Origin of the sequence: Bifidobacterium sp. MSK.13.1 (genome assembly GCF_019131435.1) — a bacterium.
In the GTDB taxonomy this organism is placed as follows: domain Bacteria; phylum Actinomycetota; class Actinomycetes; order Actinomycetales; family Bifidobacteriaceae; genus Bifidobacterium; species Bifidobacterium pseudocatenulatum.
The window spans coordinates 1-24,332 of the sequence record NZ_JAHOMM010000012.1 but is presented as its reverse complement, the minus strand read 5'-3'; the positions used below and the strand labels follow the sequence as shown (position 1 = coordinate 24,332).

Annotated in this window: 24 protein-coding genes; 18 read left to right on the top strand and 6 right to left on the bottom strand. The window is 55.0% G+C overall.

Features of this window, described 5'->3' with window-relative positions; translation table 11 throughout:
- Positions 1-377: 377 nt before the first annotated feature.
- Genes KSY55_RS09205 through KSY55_RS08880 form a run of 8 tightly spaced genes read left to right on the top strand, consistent with a single transcriptional unit; the run spans position 378 to position 4,613 of the window.
- Entirely contained in the window at positions 378-590 is a 213-nt protein-coding gene (locus KSY55_RS09205) for a hypothetical protein (RefSeq protein WP_003827373.1), read from the top strand.
- Positions 488-1,051: a transporter substrate-binding domain-containing protein gene (locus tag KSY55_RS09200; protein WP_319003016.1), complete on the top strand. Its 564-nt coding sequence runs from the start codon at positions 488-490 to the stop codon at positions 1,049-1,051. The genes KSY55_RS09205 and KSY55_RS09200 overlap by 103 nt, the downstream gene beginning before the upstream one ends.
- The gene (locus tag KSY55_RS09195) at positions 958-1,260 is read left to right on the top strand and encodes a transporter substrate-binding domain-containing protein (protein ID WP_253275127.1); all 303 of its coding nucleotides are present in this window, start codon (positions 958-960) and stop codon (positions 1,258-1,260) included. Before KSY55_RS09200 ends, KSY55_RS09195 begins: the two co-directional genes overlap by 94 nt.
- Positions 1,261-2,181, top strand: a complete 921-nt coding sequence (locus tag KSY55_RS08895; protein WP_254881902.1) for an NAD/NADP octopine/nopaline dehydrogenase family protein — start codon at positions 1,261-1,263, stop codon at positions 2,179-2,181.
- Positions 2,178-2,417 carry an NAD/NADP octopine/nopaline dehydrogenase family protein gene (locus tag KSY55_RS09190; protein WP_254881901.1) on the top strand — a complete coding sequence of 80 codons (240 nt, stop codon included), beginning with the start codon at positions 2,178-2,180 and terminating at the stop codon, positions 2,415-2,417. Before KSY55_RS08895 ends, KSY55_RS09190 begins: the two co-directional genes overlap by 4 nt.
- Before the next feature lie 48 nt (positions 2,418-2,465).
- The gene (locus KSY55_RS08890) at positions 2,466-3,209 is read left to right on the top strand and encodes an amino acid ABC transporter ATP-binding protein (protein WP_034879732.1); all 744 of its coding nucleotides are present in this window, start codon (positions 2,466-2,468) and stop codon (positions 3,207-3,209) included.
- Between the two features lie 5 nt (positions 3,210-3,214).
- Positions 3,215-3,907: an amino acid ABC transporter permease gene (locus KSY55_RS08885; protein WP_055063864.1), complete on the top strand. Its 693-nt coding sequence runs from the start codon at positions 3,215-3,217 to the stop codon at positions 3,905-3,907.
- A 1-nt stretch (position 3,908) separates the two neighbouring features.
- Positions 3,909-4,613 (top strand): amino acid ABC transporter permease, encoded by a 705-nt coding sequence (locus KSY55_RS08880; protein WP_034879730.1) that lies wholly within the window; start codon positions 3,909-3,911, stop codon positions 4,611-4,613.
- 212 nt (positions 4,614-4,825) lie between these two features.
- On the opposite strand, the gene KSY55_RS09185 is transcribed toward KSY55_RS08880, so the two are convergent.
- A complete protein-coding gene (locus KSY55_RS09185; RefSeq protein WP_226598672.1) occupies positions 4,826-5,263 on the bottom strand; it encodes a hypothetical protein in 438 nt (145 codons plus the stop codon).
- A 128-nt stretch (positions 5,264-5,391) separates the two neighbouring features.
- Between KSY55_RS09185 and KSY55_RS09180 the strand changes: the two genes are divergently transcribed.
- A complete protein-coding gene (locus tag KSY55_RS09180; RefSeq protein ID WP_334212506.1) occupies positions 5,392-5,892 on the top strand; it encodes a hypothetical protein in 501 nt (166 codons plus the stop codon).
- 89 nt (positions 5,893-5,981) lie between these two features.
- Here KSY55_RS09180 and dcd read toward each other — a convergent pair whose 3' ends face one another.
- The 3 genes from dcd to KSY55_RS08860 all read right to left on the bottom strand — a co-directional run bounded on the left by dcd (position 5,982) and on the right by KSY55_RS08860 (position 10,209).
- Positions 5,982-6,563, bottom strand: coding sequence for a dCTP deaminase (gene dcd, locus KSY55_RS08870; protein ID WP_004223871.1), 582 nt, complete (start codon positions 6,561-6,563; stop codon positions 5,982-5,984).
- Between the two features lie 247 nt (positions 6,564-6,810).
- Entirely contained in the window at positions 6,811-7,614 is an 804-nt protein-coding gene (locus KSY55_RS08865) for an alpha/beta hydrolase (RefSeq protein WP_080775747.1), read from the bottom strand.
- 522 nt (positions 7,615-8,136) lie between these two features.
- On the bottom strand, positions 8,137-10,209 hold the full coding sequence (locus KSY55_RS08860; protein ID WP_117754889.1) for a sodium:proton antiporter: 2,073 nt from the start codon (positions 10,207-10,209) through the stop codon (positions 8,137-8,139).
- A 109-nt stretch (positions 10,210-10,318) separates the two neighbouring features.
- Here KSY55_RS08860 and KSY55_RS08855 point away from each other — a divergent pair, with 109 nt between their 5' ends.
- On the top strand, positions 10,319-10,768 hold the full coding sequence (locus KSY55_RS08855; RefSeq protein ID WP_004223875.1) for a nucleoside deaminase: 450 nt from the start codon (positions 10,319-10,321) through the stop codon (positions 10,766-10,768).
- A 234-nt stretch (positions 10,769-11,002) separates the two neighbouring features.
- Positions 11,003-13,315 (top strand): alpha-galactosidase, encoded by a 2,313-nt coding sequence (locus KSY55_RS08850; RefSeq protein WP_095279927.1) that lies wholly within the window; start codon positions 11,003-11,005, stop codon positions 13,313-13,315.
- Between the two features lie 187 nt (positions 13,316-13,502).
- On the opposite strand, the gene KSY55_RS08845 is transcribed toward KSY55_RS08850, so the two are convergent.
- Positions 13,503-14,705 carry an ROK family protein gene (locus KSY55_RS08845; protein ID WP_022245255.1) on the bottom strand — a complete coding sequence of 401 codons (1,203 nt, stop codon included), beginning with the start codon at positions 14,703-14,705 and terminating at the stop codon, positions 13,503-13,505.
- Positions 14,706-14,911: 206 nt separating this feature from the next.
- On the opposite strand from KSY55_RS08845, the gene KSY55_RS08840 reads away from it, so the two are divergent.
- From KSY55_RS08840 to ilvA, 5 genes are all read left to right on the top strand, one after another.
- Positions 14,912-16,204, top strand: coding sequence for an ABC transporter substrate-binding protein (locus KSY55_RS08840; RefSeq protein ID WP_022245254.1), 1,293 nt, complete (start codon positions 14,912-14,914; stop codon positions 16,202-16,204).
- Positions 16,205-16,218: 14 nt separating this feature from the next.
- A complete protein-coding gene (locus KSY55_RS08835) occupies positions 16,219-17,154 on the top strand; it encodes a carbohydrate ABC transporter permease (RefSeq protein ID WP_217749719.1) in 936 nt (311 codons plus the stop codon).
- A 38-nt stretch (positions 17,155-17,192) separates the two neighbouring features.
- Positions 17,193-18,077: a carbohydrate ABC transporter permease gene (locus tag KSY55_RS08830; RefSeq protein ID WP_065438047.1), complete on the top strand. Its 885-nt coding sequence runs from the start codon at positions 17,193-17,195 to the stop codon at positions 18,075-18,077.
- Positions 18,078-18,478: 401 nt separating this feature from the next.
- Positions 18,479-20,299, top strand: a complete 1,821-nt coding sequence (locus tag KSY55_RS08825) for an alpha-glucosidase (RefSeq protein ID WP_217749718.1) — start codon at positions 18,479-18,481, stop codon at positions 20,297-20,299.
- A 213-nt stretch (positions 20,300-20,512) separates the two neighbouring features.
- On the top strand, positions 20,513-21,778 hold the full coding sequence (ilvA, locus tag KSY55_RS08820) for a threonine ammonia-lyase (protein WP_065441023.1): 1,266 nt from the start codon (positions 20,513-20,515) through the stop codon (positions 21,776-21,778).
- 246 nt (positions 21,779-22,024) lie between these two features.
- On the opposite strand, the gene KSY55_RS08815 is transcribed toward ilvA, so the two are convergent.
- Complete coding sequence (locus KSY55_RS08815) at positions 22,025-22,780, bottom strand: Sir2 family NAD-dependent protein deacetylase (protein WP_055063872.1); 756 nt, start codon at positions 22,778-22,780, stop codon at positions 22,025-22,027.
- A gap of 122 nt (positions 22,781-22,902) precedes the next feature.
- Here KSY55_RS08815 and KSY55_RS09175 point away from each other — a divergent pair, with 122 nt between their 5' ends.
- Together KSY55_RS09175 and KSY55_RS09275 are read left to right on the top strand one after the other, a co-directional pair.
- Entirely contained in the window at positions 22,903-23,685 is a 783-nt protein-coding gene (locus tag KSY55_RS09175; RefSeq protein ID WP_254881900.1) for an alpha/beta hydrolase, read from the top strand.
- Positions 23,686-23,707: 22 nt separating this feature from the next.
- Positions 23,708-23,992: a S9 family peptidase gene (locus tag KSY55_RS09275; protein WP_226556115.1), complete on the top strand. Its 285-nt coding sequence runs from the start codon at positions 23,708-23,710 to the stop codon at positions 23,990-23,992.
- Positions 23,993-24,332 lie beyond the last annotated feature (340 nt).

Here is a 24,332-nt window from a genome sequence, read left to right as displayed (position 1 = left end):
CATTTCTCATCAAAGTCCCTGGAATTCCGATTGGGCTTCACACTCATGAGAAACCTGTTCCGCTGCTATTTCTGTTGTCTGTCATTGGAGCCGCCGTGCCAGTCTGGGAATCCGCTCGCACCTCGATTTAAGTTGGATATGGGTTTGCTTTCATTCATCTTTTTGGCTTTTGCTTCTAGGCTGCTGATTGGGTATTTGCGTTATTTACTTCGGTAGTGTCTGATCTGTCCGAGACCGTTTGTCTCGTTGGCGTTTATAAATCACGCTTATAGTTTCTCCATTAAAGATAAGATAGCGCGAAAGGCATTTTGGGTTCATTCCTCAGATAGCATGCTTCTCATCAGTTGGATAGTTATGCCAAGAGGAAGGGAAAATAAATGTCTAACAGCCTCATCAATAAGCGTATTGTAGCCGTGATCGCAGCGGCGGCATCCGTTTTCTCCTTGACGGCCTGCGGCTCTGGAACATCTAAGAATGATACAGAAGCATCGAAAGATGTTCAGGTTGTCAATATTGCCGGTGTGACAGGGAAAAACCGTATACATTCGTTGACGGCAATAACTACACTGGCTACGATTTCGAACTTCTGAAGAAGATTGATGAAAAACTGCCCCAGTACAAATTCAAGTATACCGCGCTGGCTCAGGATGCTTTGCTTACGGGATTGCAGAGTGGCGAGTATGATGCGGCAACGTGCTCTTTCTACGGTACTGCCGAGCGTTTTAAGACTTTTGATTATTCCGAAAATCTTACGGGTCTCAGTGATGCCAGACTGATTATCCGATCGGATGAGAAGAACATTAATTCTCTGGAGGATCTTGCGAAATCCGGTAAGAAACTTGCACCGATTCCGACGGATGATGCACGCTACACTCTTATTAATCAATACAATGAAAAGCATCCTAACAACAAAATTGAGTTCGAAGGTGCTACAGAAAATCCGCCACGGTCGCTGATGTGCTTAAAGCCGTCGGTGCTGGCAAATATGACGCGGCGATTTACCCTTACACGTCTTTCCAAAGCATTAAAGATGAACTCGGCCTTGATCTGACTACGACGGATTCCATCGGATTGTTCCCAACGGTGTTCCTGTATCATAAGGGCGATAGCACTGCGAAGCTCCGCAAGGATGTGGACAAGGTTCTCGATGATTTCCGCAATAATGGCACTTTGTCCAAGCTGTCCGAGAAGTGGTATGGCGAAGACGTCTTTAAACTACCGGGCGCAGACAAGGTCGATAGCGTTATCTATTGGAAGTGATTGACGATTGAAGCCTCTGCCGTACGGTTTCCCCGTACGGCAGATTTATGTCTTTTAAAAATTCATTTTGTGGTTGGTGGTGTTATGGGGAAAATCGCTATTCTGTCTGCTGGAAACACCGGCATCGCGGCGGCTTTGCATGTAAGCTCTCTCGGATATAACCCGATGGTATATACACGTAATGCGGCGAAACTGGCGGCGTTGCAGGGCTCTGCAATATCTTCCACAGGCGTGATTGATGGATTATGGAAGATTCATGCGAGCGATAATCTGGCTGAAGTTTTGGATGGTGCCGACTTCATTATTATCTGCACATGGGCTAATAATCACAATGATGTTTTTAAGAACGTGCGAGACTGGGCAAAAAATAATCCCGGCTCGGCAATTCGTCTTATCGTGTTCAACGGGAATTGGGGCGCGTATGAGGCTTTCCAGATATTGGCTGGAGAAGATGGCATCCAGAAGGAACGGTTAACGATTGCTGAATCCACGGGAATGCCGTATGTCTCAAAGTTCATGTTCGATAACGAAAAACCGGAACAGAGTGCTTCGCTGCTCTTCACAGGACTCAAATCATCTATCGAGATCGCCTATGCGATTAATTCGGACGCTCATGAGGGAACTAACCGTTTTTTGTCATCCGCTTATTCGAACGTGCTGAACTATGACATGGTGTTCGCCACCTCTTTGATGGCTCCGAATCCCATCATCCATGCTCCACTTTGCCTTCTGAATATGACTCGAATCGAAAGCGGATCTGAGTATTACATGCTGTCCGACGGATTCACAGAACGTACAGAGCAACTTGTCAGGCATATTGATGGGGAACGGCACAATCTTGCAAACGCATTAAAAAAAGCCCGTACATACCCATCACGGCGCAACTTAACGGGTTTTGGGGAAGCCATTACCTCACATTGACTGAATTATTTAAAAACAATCCGGTCTATTCCTCATTGATTGGTCCCAAAGATATACGGCATCGGTTCATTCAAGAAGACATCCCATATGGTATTGCCCCTCTTGTTGCATTGGGGAATCTATTGGGGGTTCCTACGCCAACCTGCGAAGCGCTGCTAACGATTTATAGAGATTATTTCGGTGATCCATTCGAAGGACCATCCTTCGACAAAGCTGTTATCGATCAACTGCAGTGATGGATGTGGCAATTTCGCAATCTTGCATAAACAAAAACAGAGGATGATATGTCAATAGGAATCAGGAATCTGGTTAAAGGCTTTAACGGCAATACAATTTTAAAATCAGTTTCATTCAGCCAAAATGAGGGACAGGTTGTTTCTATTATCGGACCGAGTGGCTCCGGTAAAACCACGCTTCTGAGGTGTCTGAATTTTCTTGAAACCGCCGATTCCGGAACACTCACTTTAGCTGGAAAGACTATAGACCTTGCTACCAGAGATCGTAAAGACATTGCTTTCGTACGTGGTGCGACTGCTATGGTTTTCCAGTCTTATAACCTTTTTGCGAATCTGACAGCCATCCAGAATGTCACTGAGTCTTTGATTTATGCAAAGAAAATGCCTCGAAAGGAAGCATATCAACTCGGCCTTGAACTCTTAGACAAAGTCGGCCTTGCTGATAAGGCTCAATCATATCCCAAGGATCTATCGGGAGGGCAGAAGCAACGCGTGGGCATAGCCCGAGCAATTGCGGTCAATCCTGACTTGCTTCTGCTTGATGAGCCGACAAGTGCCTTAGACCCGGAACTCGTTGGAGAAGTGGAGAAAGTGATTGAGCAGCTCGCCTCGGAGGGGCGTACCATGTTGGTGGTAACCCATGAGATGGCTTTGGCCAGACGTATCTCTTCTAACGTTATTTTCATGGAAAACGGTTCCATTGTGGAGCAGGGGACCCCGGAGAAGCTTTTCAACAGGCCGGAACAACAGCGTACCGAGGAATTCCTGCGTCGCTATCACGGCGAGGAGTAAGTAGAATGAATACTTATTTCAACGCATCGGCATTCTTATCGGCATTCCCGCCGCTACTAACGCGTTTGCCTTATACGCTAGGCATAGTGCTGGAATCTGTGGTTCTAGGTATGTTCATCGGGATTCTGCTCACCTGTCTTGGGCGTTCCCGCAATCGACTCATAAAAATGATCGTCACAGGTTATGTGTGGTTGATGCGTGGCACGCCATTGCTTCTGCTGTTATTTATTTCCTACTACGCTCTTCCCGCGCTTCTTGCTTCCCTTGGTATCGGTGTCGATTCGGATGATCCCCTGGTATATGCCTTGATTGCCTTTGCCTTGAGTCTGTCGGCTTTCTTTGAAGAAATGATGAGAGCTGGCTTCGATGCTGTATCAGAAGGACAAGTGCAAGCGGCGAAATCCCTCTCTTTGTCGAAACTGACCTACTACAGGCGTATCGTCATTCCTCAGGCTCTAATTAATTGTCTTCCGAATTTCGCCAATCTGTTAATCACTGCGGTTAAGCAATCTTCGATTTTGTTCACTATCGGTATCATGGATATTTATGAGAAGGCGATCACGCTTTCCGCGGATGACTTTGGTCTATGGCAACTGGAAATCTACTTAGCTCTTATGCTGATTTACTGGGTAATTGCCGCGCTTATCGACAAGTTGATTTCAGTAGTCTATGACGCTTCATTGAAAAAGGTTGCTTGATATGTCATTCGATTCCCAATACGCTTTTAATCATTTCTATGAAATTCTTCAGGCGGCACCAGTCGCAGTGCTGGTCACAGTGGTTTCCGCTTTTTTGGGTTTGTTCGGCGGAATGCTTTTCTGTGTCGTTCGTCTGCGACGGATCCCGGTGCTGAATACGATCGTTGGCCTGCTTGTGTCTCTGATCCGTTCTACTCCGATTCTTGTGCAACTGTATGTGGTCTGTTATGGAATGCCCCGTATCGTGGCCTTCGTTCATCAAAATCCGAAGTTCGTCAGTAACGTGACCATCTATCCGAACACTGTAGCGATTGTCACGTTCACGCTCTATGCCAGTGCGTATTTTTGCGAGATTTTCAGAAGCGCTTACTTCACGGTTGGTGAGGGCCAGAGGGAGTCAATCAAATCACTGAACCTTCCTGCCGTACATGCAGTGTCTCGTATAATCATTCCTCAGGCTGCGATTAACGCTGTGCCGAACATTTCGAATTCGGTGATTGATATGCTGAAGAACACTTCATTGTTATATACGATCTCCGTGATGGACATCATGGCCCGGGCGACCATCATTGGATCAGAAAGCTTTAAGTACAGTGAGGTCTACGCCGACGCTCTTATCGTCTATCTTGGCATTGCAATCATATTGTTTGTGTTGTTCGCAATGCTCGAGAGAATGTTGAAAAGATTTATACCAGTTGAATCGTGATGGGCCGTACGTGTGGCCCGACATCACTTCATGGCTTAATTAGCAGGCAAGGAATTATCTCCGTGGTTCTCTTTCTGATAAGGGGCTGCGGACGTTTTCTTGGAGACTGAACGAAAGGATTATCGTATGTTCGGTCCTGAGGAACGGCGGCGCGCGGTGGACTTGTATTCCGCCACGCCGATGACCACGGCCCGGGTGGTGAGGCATCTGGGCTATCCGGCCAGGCAGTGCCTGGAACGCTGGCTGGCAAAGGATTCCAGGTATGCCGGCCATATGGCGAAACCCATCATCCCACTGGAGACGAGGACCAAGGCGATCGAACCGGTGCCGGACGGTTCGGCGCGGTCCGCAACTGGGTCAAGGCGTATCGCGAGGGCGGTATGGCCGCGTTGCGGCCCAAAAACAGGAACGTCGGCCAGACCAGCAAGCCAGCGATGCGACGGGATCGGGACGCCGGCGACGCCGAGGCCCTGCGCCGGCGGATCGAGGAGCCGGAACTGGGGAACGCGGTGATGCGGGAGGTGGTGGAGGCTCGCAGAAAAAGACCCGGGCGCCGACCTGCGGCGCCTGTCGAACAGGGAGAGGACGCTTCCGGTCGACCGTCTGCGCCCGACGTGTTCACTCAGCTCGATGACATGCTTGCCCGGCATCGCGCCAAGCAGCCGCCTACTGCCACCACGCCAGGCTCGGGGTTGACAGATACGCCGGGCCGTGTGTCCGGGTGGCCGGGGCGTTCGCCGCTTCCAAGGGCGGGTACGGGTACCGCAGGGTCAAGGCCATGCTCAGGACCGGCGTCTCGGAGAAGGTGATCCGCGGGATCATGGCCGAGGACGGTCCGACGGTGCATGTTCCCGAACGACGTGGGTACGGCTCATACGGGGGCGAGACGACGCCGGCTCCCGACAACCTCGCCGACCGCGACTTCACGGCCGAACGGCCGAATGAGAAGTGGCTGACGGACATCACCCGGGATCAAGGCCCGGGACGGGAGGTGTACCTCTCGCCGCCGGTCGACTGCCACGATGGCGGGATCGTCGCGTACACGGCCGGGTCCGGTCCCAACGCGGAGCTAGCCAACAGGATGCTCGTCAAGGCCGTGGAAACGCTGCCGGAGGGGCGAGGTCCCTGGTGCATTCCGACCGCGGCTGCCACTGTCGGCGGCCCGGATGGCTGGATCTCATGGACCGTTACGGCCTGGCGCAACCACGAGCGTATCAAACGGTCACTCGGTTGGATGAGTCCGGTACAATACCGTCAGAGCCAGGGAATGACTGCGTGATCATCTCCAAGAAAACGTCCGCAGCCTGCTACCGATATCAATCGCTATATATCGACAATATATTGCGATAATCCAAGAATATTTGATGATTAGTCGGTGATGTCGGCTTTGTAGAAGTTCACGTAGGAACGGCTCGGCGTCGGACCGCGCTGACCCTGATAATGCGAGCCGGTGCCTTGCGAACCGTACGGATGTTCGGCGGGGGAGCTGAGCTGGAAAAAGCACATCTGGCCGATCTTCATGCCCGGCCACAACTTCACCGGCAATGTCGACACATTCGACAATTCCAACGTGATATGACCCTCGAAACCAGGGTCGATGAAGCCTGCGGTGGAATGTGTGAGAATACCCAAGCGGCCCAGTGAGCTCTTGCCTTCCAGGCGGGCGGCAATCGTCGGATCAAGCTTCACGTACTCCCACGTGGAACCCAATGCGAACTCACCCGGATGCAGAATCCACGGTTCGCCCGGAGCCACCTCGAACTGCTCGGTCAGCTCGCCCTGATTCTCAGCCGGATCGACATACGTGTACGCATGATTGTTGAACAGACGGAAGAAACGGTCCAAACGCACGTCAATGGAAGCGGGCTGCACCATTTCCGGGGTCCACGGATCGAGTGAAATATGACCTTCGGCCTGCGCGGCGAGAATGTCGCGATCGGACAGCAGCATCGAAACTCCTTATTGCCAGGCACGCGAATGTGCCGGTATGGCGCTCGCCAACATTCGAACGTTCGCATGGTTGAGCGTGCGAATGCCGGCAATTGCGAAATGATTATTAGCTGGCTCTAGTCTAACGCGGTATCGCTATATCGTGGCTTATATCGGGTTGTAACGATTGCCGTGTGCTTGGTACGCAAAATCCGTTGCATCGGATTTTTCTGCAGGATTTTTCTACGGGATTCTTCCGCAGGATTTCTTACAGGATTCCCGGCGCGATATCGTGCGCGGCAAGCCAGTCGCGCAAATCGCTGAACTCGTTGAGACTGACCGCATGATCGAGTCCACGGTAGCTTTTCGACGTGAGGAACGTATGCTCGTCCAGCCAAGCGGCGGTTGCGAAAAGCTCCGGCATCGGAATCACGGTATCGTTCTTGCCATAGCCGTAGAACACAGGAATATTCAATTCCGCGACATGACTGTCGGCCGGCGCGCTACCGGCGACGATTCCCGGCGCAAGGAAGCCGGAAAGCGAGATTGACGCGGCGTACCGTTCCGGATGGACGCGCAACAAATGAATCGCCAGCAAACCGCCTTGCGAGAAACCGATCGGCACTACAGCGCGATCTTCGGGAACATTGCGCGCAACCCAATCGTCAATGGCTTGAGCGGCAGCATAAGCGTCTCGATCCAGGTCTTTGCCGGACGGTACGCAATCATGGAACCACGAATACGCGCCCTGACCGAAACCGAATTCACCGGAACCAGCCTCCTGCAGCACGAGCGGCGCGCGCAATGAAGCAAAATCGTTATAAGGAGCCACGTAACGCATCATGTCGGCCAAATCGGCCTCATTGGAGCCCCAACCGTGCAGGCAGAGGAACAGCGGGCGTCGTGGAGCCGCATTGCCGCCCCCGCGCGAATACTGTACGTGCGTGACCTGCAGCGGCTCGCCGAACCTCCCTGGAACCACCTGCGATTCACGCCCGATCAGACCGGTCGGGGTGTTTGGGTTGCTGGAGTCGTGGGAATCACTGGTCTCGTGCTCGCGTATTTCACTCATGCCTCCAATATACCCGTTCCAGCGGGGCAATCCTCCCAGTCACTGGAAGGATTGGGACGTTGGGCGGCTTGCCAGCGGGGTGATTGTTCCAGTGAGTGGCGGTTTCTGGACTTTGAGTGAGCTGCCAGCGGGCGGATTCTCCCACTGGCTGGAGGAATCCACCCGTTGAGGGCAAAAAGAAACCCCGGTGGAGAGAAAACCACCGGGGAGAGAAAGGAGAGAGAAGAAGAAAGGGTTCAATTGTCGGGAACTGCTGTGGGTTCCTGGTCGGCTCTTTTGCTGACATCTCCTATATAAACAGACGATGCTGAGTACATGTCTGGTGTTTTCTGGGAAATATCTGAGAATTTCAATTCCCTCATGTTTTAGATTGTGGAATGGCCTCCAGTTTGCCGCCTTCCACGCCGTGTTCCGTTCCTACAGTTGTCTCGTCCCCCACGTTTCCACAGTTCGTCCGCAGACAAACTCGCTGCGGATCACCGGCTCACGCCAGCTTGCTGATCCCATCAGATCAGTTGGATGCTAGATCTGCGCGTCGGCGTCCACGCTCATCACATACACGTTGCGTCGCAGCTGCTTGGATTGCGCGCGCGTAATGTCACCCGCCTCGTACATGTCTTGGATCACACCCAGCTCGATACCGTAGCTTTCGCGCTTCACCTCTTCCGCCTGCGCCTGCGCCTCCGCGCTCGTGCCCACATTCGGGCGCGACCTCAGCGTAGCCTCGCCTCGTCGGTAATCCAACAGCAGTGCCGAGCAATGTTCCGTATTGTACGTGTCGCGGCCCATCTCCTCATACAGGCGGTCGATCACATGTTCGATGGCATCCACCTGCACCGCGCGGGTGTGCGCGAACAGCTCGTCGTCGCTGAACAGCGGGGTAGTGCGGCGAATGCGGCTGTTCACACGCTTCACCACCGTGCCCAAACGCCTCTGCAACGCCCTGAAGCGGCCTTTGACTCGCCAGATGGTGCGTCCGGAATTATGTTCCGTTTCGATATGGCGCAGAGAGCTCATGATCTGGTCGAGCAGGCGCTCGCATGCTTCGATTTCCAGATCGTGCGCTGCCTTGTCGTCGTTCGGCGTCGCCTTGACTTTCGCCAGTCGCGCCTTGACGTATTCCTTCTCCCAGTTGAGCGCGTCGATCTGCAGTTGCATATACCCTTGCGGATCGATTTCTCCGATGCGCTGCTTCAGTCGTGTGATACGTTTCGTATACGAGTCGATGATCATCAGCACCGCACGACGATTGTCGGGTGTGACTCGTCCCGTCAGTTCCTCCACGGTCCGTCGCAGCACTTCGATGGTGATTTCGGTCATTTCCACGGAAGTGTCTTTATTGCGATTCGGCGCCAGCAGCGGCAGCAGGAAGTTGGCGAGCAGCAAGGTTACGACGATCACGCCACCTGCGATGAAGATCAGTTCGTCACGCATGGGGAACCACGCGCCTCCCGTAATGGTGTACGGGATCGTGAACATCAATGACAGGGTGATGGTGCCTTTCGGCCCGCCGAACGTCATGACCGCGGCCGAACGCCAACGTTGCGCCGTCATCTTGCGTCGCTTGCCGGTGACGGTATCTCGCGCGAGACGTAGCATCAATGAAATCCACAGGAATCGCATGATGATTACCACTGCGGAAACCGTAAGAATCGCAACCAGTAGCAGCCAATTGCTGACTTGCGGATCGTCCCAGCTTGCGCTCATCGCATTCGGCAGCAACATGCCAAGCAGAATGAACACCGTGCCGTTGAGCGTGAACGAGAATACCCCCCATACGCTTGACGAAACAATGTTGGTGCGAGCCACATTCGGGCCGATGCCGGTGCGATCGAAACGGATGATCAAACCGGCCGTCACCACCGAAAGAATGCCGGAAACATGCACCGCTTCCGCACCCAAATACAGAATGAACGGCAGGAACAATTCCATCAAAATACGGCTTGTGGTCGTCTCCCAGCCGAAAGATCGCAACGATTCAAATAACAGGTCGGCGACCATGCCTACTGCCAAGCCGAAAATGGCGCCGCCGAAGAATGAGAACACGAACTGTGCGGCCGAATCGCCCACTGTAAACACGCCACTGACGGCCGCCGCGATCGCGAACTGGAAGCCGACGATGCCGGACGCGTCGTTGAATAGCGATTCGCCTTTAAGCACGCTGGTTTGACGTTGCGTAAGCGCGGCTTCCTTGCCGAGCGACGATACGGCGACCGCGTCGGTCGGTCCAAGCGCGGCGCCGAGCGCCAGTGCCGCGGCAAGGGGAATTGCGGGCCATACGGCATGCAGTGCGAAACCAACGGCCACCATGGTTGCGATCGCTAGTCCAATTGCCAATGAAAGCGACAATTTAACGGATTTCAGCAGCTCGCTTTTATCGATTTCATGCGCTTCCAAATACAGCAGCGGCGCGATGAACAGCACCATGAACAGTTCCGGATCGAGCGTGACGTTCGGGAAAAACGGCAATTGCGACGCCAGCGCACCCAACGCGATCTGCACGAGCGGTGTGGAAACCTTGGGAATGAAACGGCTGAGGAATGAAGATAGTACGACGGCGGCGATAATACATACAATCAACTCGAATGCCGCCAACGTGCCTCCTTTTTGCGCGTTTTCTTCAATCTCTTCCAGCCTACCAAGAGGTATTTATGGGCGTGTTTCGTCTTTCGCTTCACGCGAGCGGAACCGTATAGTGGCGGGTATGCAGTGGAGTGACGACATGGAGCTGGCGATTGAATTGGCCCGCGAGGCCGCCGCGGAAGGCGAGGTACCGGTCGGTGCCGTCGTGCTTGACGCTGGGGGAGCGGTGATCGGCAGTGGCCGTAATCTGCGCGAGGCGCACGCCGATCCGTTGGCGCACGCCGAGGTCAAGGCCATGACGCAGGCCGCTCGGTCGCTTGGTACGTGGAATCTTGCCGATTGCACGTTGATTGTTACCTTGGAGCCGTGCCCGATGTGCGCCGGCGCGTGCCTGCAAACGCATGTCGGACGAATCGTGTTCGGCGCGTGGGATGCCAAGTTGGGTGCATGCGGTTCGATTTGGGACATTCCTCGCGACCCGCATGTCGGTCATGTTCCGGAAGTTATCGGCGGCGTTCGTGAATCGGAATGCGCACGATTGATGACTGATTTTTTCGCTGGAAAACGATAATTGCGATTTTGTAGTCGCAAAAACGTAAGAAATATTGAAATGCCAAGTAAATCTTGGTAAAGATGATTGCGATTTCAACGGTAATGTTTACGTAATAATATTTCTTGCGATTCTATGGTCGCAAGAAATACTTTCCGACAGAAAGAAACACGCTCGGCGACGTCAACAAATGAAGCTTGTCATACCATCGAAGGTGACAGTACAAGGCAATCGCAATATGTAAAGGATGCTGCAATGACGCTCATTCAGACCTTCCATGGCAACGCTACCAACGGTACCGAACTCACTGCGGTCTACGCCGAACAGCCAGCCGCAAACGTGGCGTTCGCACTCGTATTCCCCGGCAATGATCTGCCGCGACTCGTGCATTGGGGTCGCCCGCTCGCAGCCCCGGCAACCGTGATCGACATGTTCGACGCGCAAATGCCACAGCGTGTTTCTGGCGCACTCGACTACACCTCATGGCCGAGCGTGCTGCCCACGCAATCCGAATCCTGGATCGGCGCAACCCGCTTTGATGTGCGTCGCGACGGCGTGGAACTGTTCTGCAAGTTCGCAGTCAGCAACATCACCGCCGAAACCGTGGCGGCTGGCAAAACCTACGTCATGGGCGAAAAAGACGGATACCCGAACTGGAGCGTGGCCGACGAACCCAAGCAAACCCCAACCGTCACCGTCACCGCCGAAGACGAGGAACAGCATGTGAAACTCATCTGGACCTGCGAACTCGACGAAACCGGCCTCATCCGCCAGAACGCCGAAGTCGTGAACACCGGCGAAGGCCAGCTCGAAGTCGGCAAGATCGAACTCGCATTCACCGTGCCGGCCGACGCCAACGAAATCCTCACCACCACCGGCCACCATCTGCGCGAACGCTCCCCGCAGCGCCAGGACTTCACCCTCGGCCGCTTCGCCAAAGCATCCATGGCCGGACGCCCAGACTTCGATGCCACCCTGCTGCTCAGCGTCGGCGAAAAAGGCTTCGGCTTCACGCACGGCAACGTCTACTCCGCACACGTGGCATGGAGCGGTAACAGCGTGCTCTCCGCGGAACGCCTGCCATACACCAGCGGCGTGATCGGCGGCGGCGAAGTACTGTTCGGCGGCGAAATCAGCCTCGCCAATGGAGAGTCCTACACCACCCCATGGCTCATCGGCTCCTACGGCGAAGGCCTCAACGAAGTCGCAGCCCGCTTCCACAGCTACATTCGCCGAGTGCACCGCGACTGGCTTGCTGAACACAACATCGCGCCCAAGCCGCGCCCGGTCATTCTCAACACATGGGAAGCCGTCTACTTCAACCACGATTATGACACCCTCACCGCACTCGCCGACAAGGCCGTGGAAAGTGGTGTGGAACGCTTCGTCGTGGACGATGGCTGGTTCGGCTCCCGCCGCGACGACACCTCCGGCCTCGGAGATTGGCAGATTTCGCAGGACGTGTGGCCCGACGGCGACAAGTCGCTCAAGGCGCTTGCCGATTACGTGCACGGCAAGGGACTCGAATTCGGTCTGTGGTTCGAACCGGAAATGGTCAACCCTGATTCCGACCTGTTCCGCGCACACCCCGACTGGGTGTTGAAGCCCACCGAAGGCCGTCTGCCCATGCAAGGACGTACCCAGCAGGTCGTGGACCTGACCAATCCGGACGCCTACGACTACATTTACGGCGCAATGGACAAGCTCATCGGCGAACTCGGCATCGACTACATCAAGTGGGATCACAACAAACTCGTCACCGAAGCTGTCTCCCCACGCACCGGACGCCCGGCAGTGCACCAGCAGACGCTCGCCGTATATCGCATTTTCACTGATCTGAAGGCCGCGCATCCAGGACTTGAAATCGAAAGCTGCTCTTCCGGCGGTGGCCGCGTGGACCTCGGCATCCTCGAAGTGGCCGACCGCATTTGGGGATCCGACTGCGTCGACCCGGTGGAACGCGCCGACATCCAGCGCTACACCTCGTTGCTCGTGCCGCCGGAAATGATCGGCGAACATGTGGGCGCATCCCCGGCGCACTCCACGCACCGCGCCACCACGCAGGAACTGCGTATGGCCATGGCCTTCTTCGGACACATGGGCATCGAATGGAACCTGCTCAAGGAACCGCAGGAAGATATCGACAAGCTCGCCGAATGGGTCGCCGAATTCAAGAAGCATCGCGAATGGTTCGCCGTCGACACAGTCGTGCATTCCGACGCAGCCGATCCGGCAGTGCGCTTGGACGGTGTGGTCATGCCTAACCAAGCGGCCGCCATCTACCGTTTCACCCAGCTCACCACCTCGCAGACCTACCCGGCCGCGCCGGTACGCCTGCCCGGACTCGACCCTGACAAGGTGTATGAGGTGTCGCCGCTTGACGTGAGCCTCGACCTCGCCAAGCAAGACATCGCCAACGGACAGAGCCCGCTCGGCTGGTGGAAGGCCGGAGGCGTGAGGATGACCGGACGCGCGCTTGCCACGTACGGCATCCGCCCGCCGGCACTGCATCCGGCGCAAGCAGTCCTTTTCAAGGCCGTGCTTGCGCCCGTCGAGAGCGCTGAATAGCGCGCTCTCTCCCCTTACCTACGGGAAGCCCACTGGGCTTCCCGCTTAACGGTTCGGCAAGCAGTCCTTTTCAAGGCCGTGCTTGCGCCCGTCGAGAGCGCCGAATAAGCCGTAATCGCATAACAAAAATCCTCCCTGAAACAAAGGGGAGGATTTTTTGTATTGCAAGACAATCAATCGCAATCAATCAGCCAACATATTGCCGAATTGCCTGTGATGCGGCCGCCTTGGCCCACAAAGCCCAATCGTGGTCGGGAATTTCAAAATCCACTGGCGCGGCCTGGCTATGCCGATACATGTTGATGCCGTTACGCAAGTCGTCAATGCCGAATTTCGCGATGAACGACGATTCTCCGGCGATCATGATTTTGTCTGGCATGGCAAGATTGGCGATGGTCGCCACCAGGGTGCCGAGACGGAAGCAGGTGCGGTTCACCAGATTCGTCGCTTGCGGTTTGTTCGCGCGTGCGTCACGTGCGAAATCGTCGAATGATGCGGGATGTCCGATGATTTGCGAATATTCCGCCGCGATCGAGTTGTCGGACAGGCATTGCGCGCATCCCTTGTGTCCGGAAACACAACGCGGCCCATCCGGATCGACCAGAATATGCCCGACCAAACCGTAACTTTTATCCGGACAGCTTACCAGCTCGCCGTTGAACGTCAACGAATAGCCGACGCCCGCGCCGAACGTCAGCACCGCGAAGCTATCCAATCCAACGCCCGGTCCAAACAGGCAGGCGTCAACCACCAACGAATCGATATCGTTGTAAATTCCGGTAGGCAATCCGGTCGCCTCACGAACCATGACGGAAAGTTCCACGGGCTGCGACCAGTGCATGAACGGTGCGAACGTCACCACGGTACCGTCGACAATATGCCCGCCAAGCGAGATTCCCACAGCGCACGGTTTCGGCCAGCCCGCCATCTCCGCCTCGTCGGAACAGTCGGTCGTCAGTTGTTTGATCAGCGCGACCACGGTCTGCGGGGAAGCGTCTTCGATTTCCAGATCATGGCATCCGGTGATGATCTGCCCGATTGCGTTGACCGCAACTGCCGAAATATGCGTCGCGTTGATTTTCATGCCAACGAAAGATCGCGCATTCGCAATCACCTGCAATCCGGTTTGCGGGCGGCCGCGACGTTCCGTATTTTCTTTCTGCACGAAACCTTTCGGCAGTTTGCCGGCCTTGCCGGACGGCATCGGCGTCTCCTCAATCACGCCCGCATAAATCAGATCGCTGGTAATTCGGGAAACAGCACCCTGCGAAAGTCCTAAAATCTGCGCCAACGTAATGCGTGAAATCGGACCATATTTCATGATGCAAGCCGCGACTTTATGGGTATATTCCGAGCCTTCAAACCACTGTGGCAGAGGTGAAACCGCCATCTGAACCATCCTTCGTGCTCCCGTTCGCGCACATCGTGCGTCAAATTACTTTCTCAGAGTAACAAAACTCGTCGTTTTTGTTTTCCGCCCCGCACAGGCGCGCTGAGTTGGGAATGAAAACCGCCCCCCTCTATAATTCTCAGTAACGGTGGTGTGGTAAGGAAGCCGCTCCACCGTAATAGAGAAAAAATACAAAGGAGTCGAGAATGAAACCTGATTCCACCACTAGTGTAGGTAAATTCAGGAGGATTGTATACCGCGCTCTCACGGCCACATGCGCAATCGCGTTGACGGCCGGCCTTGCAGGTTGCGGCAACAGCACCGCTGGAACCGTCACTTTGGATTTCTTCCAATTCAAAGCCGAAGCAGCGGACTGGTTCACCGCAAAAGCAAAGGAATTTGAGAAAACCCATCCCAGCATCAAAGTCAACGTCAACAATTCGTCCGACGCAACCACTGATTTGCGTACGCGACTCGTGAAAAATCGTGAACCCGACGTCATTACCATCAATGGCGACATTAATTTCGGCATGCTCGCCGAAGCGGGTGTTTTCCACGATTTCACCGACGATGACATCGTCGACGAACTCAATCCAGGCATGGTGAACATCGCCAAGAGCCTTGTACAAACCAACGACGAATCCAAGAAGCGCCTGTACGGCCTGCCGTATGCGGGCAACGCGTCCGGCTACATCATCAACGCTGACGTGTGGGAAGAAGCGGGCGAGGATCCCGACAATCCACCGCAGACGTGGAGCGAATTCATCGACCTGCTGCAACGCTTCAAGAGCAAGGGCATTGTACCGATCGAAGCGAGCACCGCTGATCCGTGGACACTCCAGGCGCCGCTGGCGTCACTCAACTCCACGCTGGTACCGGAATCCGAATATCTTTCCCTCAAAGACGGATCGAAGAAATTCTCCGACCTGTGGGGCACTGTCAGCGATCAGCTGGTCGAGATCTACCAGAACTACACGCAGAAGAATCCGGCCGTCACTTACCAGCAGGCCACGCAGGATCTGGCCGCAGGCAAAGCCGCGATTCTGCCACTCGGCACCTACGCGATTCCGCAGATCCGACTCATCAACAGCGATGCCAACTTGCGTTTTGCGCAAATGCCGGCAACCGACGATGCCAGCGAACAGCAACTCACCGCAGGCGATGACGTGATCCTGACCATGGGCGCACACACCAAGCACGAGAAGGAAGCGCGCGAATTCATCGACTTCCTGATGAACGACGAAAACATCAAGGACTACTCCAAGCAGCAGTCCGCCTTTACCCCCTACAAAGACACGTATGTGGGCGATGAAGCGCTGAACGGTGTGCTTGACTTCTACCAGGCGGGCAAACTGGCCGACTTCTGCGACCATTACGTGCCAGCCAGCATCAACATCGCAGGCTTCCTGCAGACGCTGGTTCAGTCGGGCAACACCGAAAAATTCCTGAACAGCATGCAATCCGAATACGACAAGATCGAAGCCAGAAACTTCAGGTGAGAGGAGGAACGGACATGACTACCGCACATACTGCAAATACTGCGAAGAAATCTGCAAAAACTTCCAAGAATAAGGTTTCGAAATATTCCAAGCGCAAGGTCGATCCGGCATTTTATTGGATGACCGTTCCGGCTGCGATTCTGGTGTCCATCTTCCTGTATTGGCCGTTCCTGCAGGGCGCGGCATACTCGTTCACTAATTCGCAGGGTTACGGTGATTTTAAATTCATCGGATTGAAGAATTATATTGCGATGTTCCAGGATTCTCGCGTCGGTCACGCGTACCTGTTCACTATTCTCATCGCAGTTTTGATTACGCTCGGCACGAATATTCTCGGCATGTTCCTGGCGGTGCTGCTGAATTCGAAAATCGCATTCAAAAATGGATTCCGTGCGATTTTCTTCATTCCGTACACCTTGTCGGTGTTGGTGATCGGCTATGTGTTCAAGTACATTTTCATGACGCCGCTGCCGGCGCTCGGTCAGGCGCTGCATATTGATTGGCTGTCGACGTCAATGATTTCCAATCCGGATTTGGCATGGTTCCCGATTGTGTTCCTGTCGATCTGGCAGGGCGTGGCCTACTCCACGCTGCTGTATTTGGCTGGACTACAGACCATCGACAACGAGATTTATGAGGCGGCTGCGATCGATGGCGTGAGCGCTTGGCAGAACTTCTGGCAGATCACCTTCCCGCTGATCGGCCCGTTCTTCACCATCAACATGGTGTTGAGCCTCAAGAATTCGCTCGGCGCGTTCGACCAGATCATGGCATTGACCAAGGGCGGCCCGGATTCCAAGACCGAAACCGTCTCGTATCTGATCTTCCAGAACGGCCTTGGCAATGGCGAATACTCCTACCAGATGGCGAACGCGGTCACGTTCTTCATCGTGCTGGCAATCCTGGCCTTCGTGCAGCTGAAGTTCTTCAGCGGCAAGGAGAAGGTCTGAGCAAGGGTCTGAAAGTCTGAAGGTAAAGAGGAAATATCATGACTAGCGCAACTGTTGCAAAGACTGCAAAGACTGGCGTTCAAGCGCAAGCAAAGCCGGAGAAAATCCGCAGGGATCATAAGGTCAACTGGTGGCTGACCGCGGTTGTGACGGTGTTGAGCCTTACCGTGCTCGTGCCGTTGTATTTCGCTGTGGTCACCGCGTTGAAGACGCCGGGCGAGGCTGGCACGTTCAGCTTGCCGACCACGTGGGAATGGCATAATTTCGCCGACGCATGGAATAAGGTGAACTATCCGAAGGCCGCACTTAACTCCGCGATCATCACCGTGTGCGCGGTGGTGTTGACGCTGCTGACGAACACGTTCGTCGCGTATGCTGTGGCACGAAATATGGATAAGCGATTCTTCCGCTTCCTGTATTACTTCTTCCTTGCGATGATGTTCGTGCCGTTCACGGTGATCATGCTGCCGGTCGCGAAGGAAATGGGTACGTTGCATCTTGATAATCAGCTTGGTTTGATTATTCTGTACACGATTCTTGGCATCGGCACCAACCTGTTTATTGCGATTGGTTTTATTCGTTCGATTCCGATTTCGTTGGAAGAGGCGGCTCGTATCGACGGTGCTTCCACCTGGCGTATTTTCTGGACAATCATTTTCCCGCTGATGGGTCCGATTAATGCCACGATTGCGATTTTGACCGCACTGTGGGCTTGGAACGACTTCCTGCTGCCGTTGATCACGCTGACTGATCAGAGCAATCAGACGATTCCGCTCGCACAGTACGTGTTCCAAAGCCAGTTCACGTCGAACTATCCGATGGCCTTCGCGTCCTATCTGATGGCCATGGCTCCGGTCCTCATCGTCTACATCTTCGCCCAGAAGTGGGTCGTCGGTGGAGTGATGAGGGGAGCCGTTAAGTGAACAGCCCAGTGGTCTGTTCATAGGCTCTCCCTGAGCGATCCGATAGGCGAGTGAAGGCAGGGACAACGCGGCCGTAGGCCGTCCGTTCAGGAAGTAACACTTCACCGCTCTGAGCGGGACTGGCCTATCCCACTCCCCAGCGCGGGACGTTCCATTTCCCTTTCTGGAACGTCCCGCGTTTTTATTTTTGCGGATTGGTTTTTCGCGTCCGTAAGAAGCGTATTCTTTTCTTGCTTTGCACAACTCGCCGCGGGAAAGAAAGAAAAACAGGGTTGCATACCATAGGGGAGTAGGCAAAATCGATCTTCTGCATGAAGCTGACATGAGCTGGAAACGGGCAGAGTCAGTCACGAAAGATCGAACGAAAATCCAACAAACGTCAAGCAAAGGAGCTCCACGACATGACGAATTTCAATCGTTCCACCCTTCCCGACACCGTGCGTTCCAACGGCGCGACCCCGAACCCGTGGTGGGCCAACGCGGTGGTGTATCAGGTGTATCCTCGTTCCTTCCAAGACACGAACGGCGACGGCATCGGCGATCTGAAGGGCATCACCAGCCGTCTTGACTATCTGGCCGATCTTGGCGTGGACGTGGTGTGGTTGAGCCCGGTCTACAAGTCGCCGCAGGACGACAACGGCTACGATATTTCCGATTATCAGGATATCGATCCGCTGTTCGGCACCTTGGAGGATATGGACGAGCTGCTTGCCGAAGCGCACAAGCGCGGTCTGAAGATCGTGATGGATTTGGTGGTCAACCACACGTCCGACGAGCATGCTTGGTTCCAGGCTTCCCGCGACAAGGACGATCCGCATGCCGACTGGTATTGGTGGCGTCCAGCCAGGCCGGGGCATGAGCCGGGCACTCCGGGTGCCGAGCCGAACCAGTGGGGTTCCTATTTCGGCGGTTCCGCCTGGCAGTACGATCCGAAGCGCGGCGAGTATTTCTTCCACCAGTATTCCAAGAAGCAGCCGGATTTGAATTGGGAGAATCCGGAAGTGCGCAAGGCCGTCTACAAGATGATGAATTGGTGGATGGATCGCGGCATTGACGGCTTCCGTATGGATGTGATCACGCAGGTTTCGAAGACTGTTGATAAGAACGGCAAGCTGCCGGGAGAAGACGGCTGCGAGATTGAAGATTATCCGGTTGGTGAGGAAGGCTATTCCAGCCCGTTCCCATGGTGCTCCGACGGTCCGCGCATCGACGAGTTCCTTGCCGAAATGCGCCGCGAAGTGTTCGAAGGCCGCGAAGGCTACATGAACGTCGGCGAAGCGCCGGGCATCACTCCGGCACGCAACGAGCATGTCACCGATCCGAAGAACGGCGAACTTGACATGCTGTTCCTCTTCGACCACGTGGGCATCGACCAGGAAGGTTCCAAGTGGAACACCGTGCCGTTCGAAGTCAAGAATCTGCGCGCCCGCCTCGCCGACCAGCAGGAGGCTGTGAAGAACGCCGGCTGGGCCAGCCTGTTCTTCTGCAACCATGATCAGCCGCGCGTCGTCTCCCGTTGGGGCGACGACGCTGATCGCGAGTCGCGCGAGCTGAGCGCCAAGGCGTTCGGCATGCTGCTGCACATGCACCGCGGCACCCCTTACATTTACGAGGGCGAAGAGCTGGGCATGACCAACGCCCACTTCACCACGCTCGAGCAGTATCGCGACCTGGAATCCATCAACGGCTACCGCCAGCGCGTGGAAGAAGCAAAATGCCAGTCCGCAGAATCGATGATGGCGGCGCTCGCGCTCATCGGCCGCGACAACGCACGTACGCCGATGCAGTGGGATGCCTCCAGGTATGCAGGTTTCACCGCGCCGGACGCGGCGACGGAACCGTGGATCGGCGTCAATCCGAATCATGTCGAGATCAACGCAGCCGAGGAATTCGACGATCCCGGATCCGTGTACAGCTTCTACAAGAAGCTCATCGCCATGCGTCACAACAACGCGACCATCGCGACGGGCGAATGGAATCTGGTCGCGGCAGACAGCGAGCAGGTGTATTCCTTCACCCGTACCAGCGGCGACGACACGATTCTCGTCATCGTCAATCTCACTGATAGGACGGCGCAGGTGCCTGCTGAGGTCGCGCAACTGCTTGAGGATGGCGTGGGCGAGTCGCAGGTACTGCTCAGCACCTATGATGCTGTGCATAGCGTAAAGTCGGTCGCTCGCGGCGAGCTCGCTCGCTGGGAGGGGGTCGTGATCCAGCTCTGATCGATCTTTCCTATAAACTCTCTGCAAAGCGTTCGTGCGATTCATCACGGGATCGTACGAACGCTTTTTCTTTATTTGTATTGTGATTTATCAGATTATGTATTGCGATTATTCCTGATTGCTTGTGATTACTTTTCGCAAGCAATCTCACTTTTCATCGCGAAAGCCGCATGATAAGGCAGTTTCGGCAGACGTACGCTTACAATAACGCTCATGGAACAAAACGAGGTTCTCAAAGCATTGCAGCGCGATCACGCAGCTGAACTGAAACTAGCCGCCGAACGACTCAAGGGCACTGCGCGCCACACGGCAATCATTCCGTCCAAGGTGCTGTCCGACATGACCGGACATGAGATTCTGCTCAAGCCTGAGAATCTCCAGGTCACCGGATCGTTCAAGATTCGCGGCGCCTACAACAAGATCGCATCCCTGAGTGATGAGCAGCTGGCTCGCGGCATTGTCACCGCTTCCGCGGGCAACCATGCGCAGGGCGTGGCCTATGCGGCTCGCGAACGTGGTGCGAAGGCAACGATCTGCATGCCGCAGATCACTCCGCCGCTGAAGGTTGACGCCACCAAGGCGTACGGCGCAGACGTGGTGCTGTACGGCGAGGTGTTCGACGAATCCGCAGCCCGCGCCCAGGAATTGAGCGACACCGAAGGCATGATCTACGTGCCGCCATTCGACGATTACGAGGTGCTGTGCGGTCAGGGCACCATCGGCCTTGAAATCCTCGAAGACGTGCCGAACGTCACCGACGTGGTCGTGCCGCTGGGCGGTGGCGGTCTTGGTGCCGGTGTGGCGCTCGCCATCAAGACGTTCAAGCCGGAAGTGCGCGTGATCGGCGCGATTCCGGAGGGTAGCCCAGCATGGAAGAATTCGCTGGCCGCAGGTCATGTGGTTGCCGCCGACCAGGTGCGCACGTCCGCCGAGGGCGTCGCCGTGAAGCGTCCGGGCGATCTCACGTTCGCGCTGCTCAACGAATTCCTTGACGACATCGTCACCGTGACCGAGCGTGACATCAACGAGATGATCCTGCTCATGCTCGAAAAGCACAAGCTGGTGGTTGAGGCTGCCGGCGCTGTGTCTCTGGCTGCGCTCGAGCACCTCAACCTGCGCTCGCGCAAGTTCGCTGAGGCGAAGGGTCCGCATGTGGTGGTGCCGATCATGTCTGGCGGTAATGAAGACACTGTGTCCATTGGCGCTGTGATTCAGAAGGGTATGATCACGCGTGGCCGCATCATGCATTTCGAGGTCGAGCTGCCCGATACCCCGGGACAGCTGGTGAAGGTCGCCACATTGCTGGCCGAGCAGCGTGCGAACGTTATCGCGCTGGATCACGACCAGTTCAAGGCGTCCAGCCATTACGCGAATGCCGTGGCTTTGGGCGTGACGGTTGAAACGAATGGTCCCGACCACATTGATCGTGTGCTCGAGGCATTGCGGGAAGCCGGTTTCCAGCCGAAGCGCATTTACTGATTTCAGTACCGTTTTTCAGTATTTGATAACCAATAAGGGTCTTGGAAAGCCTTGCGATGATTTCTGATTGTCGCAAAGCAATCCAAGACCCTTTTGTTGTTTATATTGCTTGACTAGCCGTTACGTCATTCGGATTTTTGTCGTTGAAAAATTCGGATTTTGGTAACGACCAACCAAAACCGGTGTAATTCCAACGATTTGTGCCGGTACTGCAAGACGTACGAGAAAACGTATTTACTGTGCGGCTTACTGCTCGGCGGTGATGGTTTCGTCGACGAGCTGCGGCAGGGCGACGGCGATATCGTCGTGGATAAGCCGGTCGGCCAACCGATCGTATTGCGTGCGTCCCATGTTCATAATGGTGATCGGCACGCCCGCCTCTGCGGCTATGGGCACGATGCTTGCCGCGGGCATGACTTCCAGCGTGGATCCGATGACCCACAGTTCGTCGGCCTGCGTTGCGAGTCGATATGATTTTTCGAGCGCGCCGTCCGGCAGCGCCTCGCCGAAGTAGACCACGTCGGTTTTGATGAGTCCGTTGCATGGCATGTTGCCGCTGTAGGGCAGTCTGCGATGGCAGTGCGGATCGGGTTCGTTGTCGAGATTCGCCATGATGTCGGCGGTGTCATATTTTGCATGGCACTTCATGCAGTGCGAGGTACCGATGGTGCCATGCAGATTGACGATGACGTCGCTGCTATTGCCTGCTTTTTCGTGCAATGCGTCGAAGTTTTGTGTGGCGAGCAGCGTCAGCATGCCAGCCTGTTCCAGTTTGACGAGCGCTTTATGTGCGGTGCCCGGCTGTGCGGTCCACACGGGTGATTCCTTCTGCCAACGCCAGGAATACTTGCGATCTTCCTCGTGGCAAAGGAATGCTTCGATGTCATACACTTTCGTTTGTTCAGGGTGCTTAGTCCAGACGCCGTCCGGTCCACGGAAGTCGGGAATACCTGCGGACGTGGAAATCCCCGCCCCCGTCAATACTGCGATCTTTTTGCTCATATCTTAGGTATAGCCGCACGACGTAACTTCTGATGTTTCACGTGAAACAGGGAACATCGGGCAATCAAATTCGAGAAAAGCAATCTTAATAATCATGTATGGAAAGGAATGAGAGGTGCATTATGACTACTGATATTGCACAAAACATTGCAGATGATGGCGCTGATGCGGCCGAGACTGCCGAAACGACCGAGACGGTTACGGCGATCGGGGCAATCGATATCGAATCGATGGTGGCGCCGCCGTCGCCGACACGGCTTGCCCCGATTCCGACGCCGGTCGAGCAGACTAAGTTCTTCCCGCACACTGATGAGTTTCCGGAAGGCTGCCAAGTGATTTCCGACTTGGACCAGGATGATTTCGGATATCCCGTGAATATCGAGCAGGTTACATACGTGACCCGTCAGCTGGCTGATGACAGCAGTGTTGATTTGCCGATGTGGGTGTTCACGCCTGGCGTTGACAATATGCCCGAGGGCGCAATGCCGGAAGGCGGTTGGCCGGTGATTGTGTTTGTGCGCGGTTCGGCATTCCACGAGCAGAATGTGACCGATTACTCGAATTATTTCGTGCGCATTGCCGAGCAGGGGTATGTGGTGGCTGCGCTGAAGTATCGTCACAGCGATATTGCGCCGTTCCCCGTGCAGATGCAGGATTGCAAGACTGCGGTGCGTTTCATGCGCAAGAATGCCGAACGCTTCCATTGCAACAAGGATCGTATTGCGCTGTGGGGCGATTCTTCGGACGGTCATACGGTGTTGATGGCTGGGTTCACTGGCAATCGCGCGCCTGATACGGATGCCTATGCCGAGGAAAGCGCCGAAGTGAACGCGATCGTGGATTGGCATGGCCCTACTGATTTCGCGAAGATGAACTTTTTATCCGAGTTCGCAGAACCACAGTGATCCGCAGTGCCCGGAAGGTGTGGTGATTGGTGGCGGTGACGTGCTTGAACATCCGGATTTGAGCGCCCCGGCTTCGCCTATGACTTATCTGAGTGCCGATATGCCCACTCCGTCAACGCTGATCATGCATGGTGGCCGCGATCAGTTGGTGCCGTTCAATCAGAGTTGTCGCCTGTATGCCACGTTGAAAGCGCTTGGCAAGGATGTGACGTTCTACAAGCTCGATAACGCCTGCCATGCCTGTTACGGATTCCGTAGCGCTCGCGCATTGCGTTTGGTGTTCGATTGGCTTTCCGATCGTCTGTGACTTGCTGTGATGCGCTGTTGATCTGCTGATTGCCGTGTTGTTGCGTTGTGTGACACGCGGCAATCAGCTTTTTCTGACGATTTTTGGGTTGTGTTGGAGTTGGTTTTGCGATTTATGGTGTAAGAAAGACGGATTTCGACACGCCGACGTTTTCCAGTGTTTGCAAGGGTTCGCGTCTTGTTTCGTCATGCCCGATTTGCGTGGAATGGGATTGTGCTGTAGGTTTATCTCTTGCTGCCGCTCGGCGAGTGGTTCCCCGGTTGGGGTGCCTCGAGGCGGGTGAGCGGTGGTGGTTTGAGAACTCAAGAGCGTATTTGTACTACTTCTTTATAGTCAATGA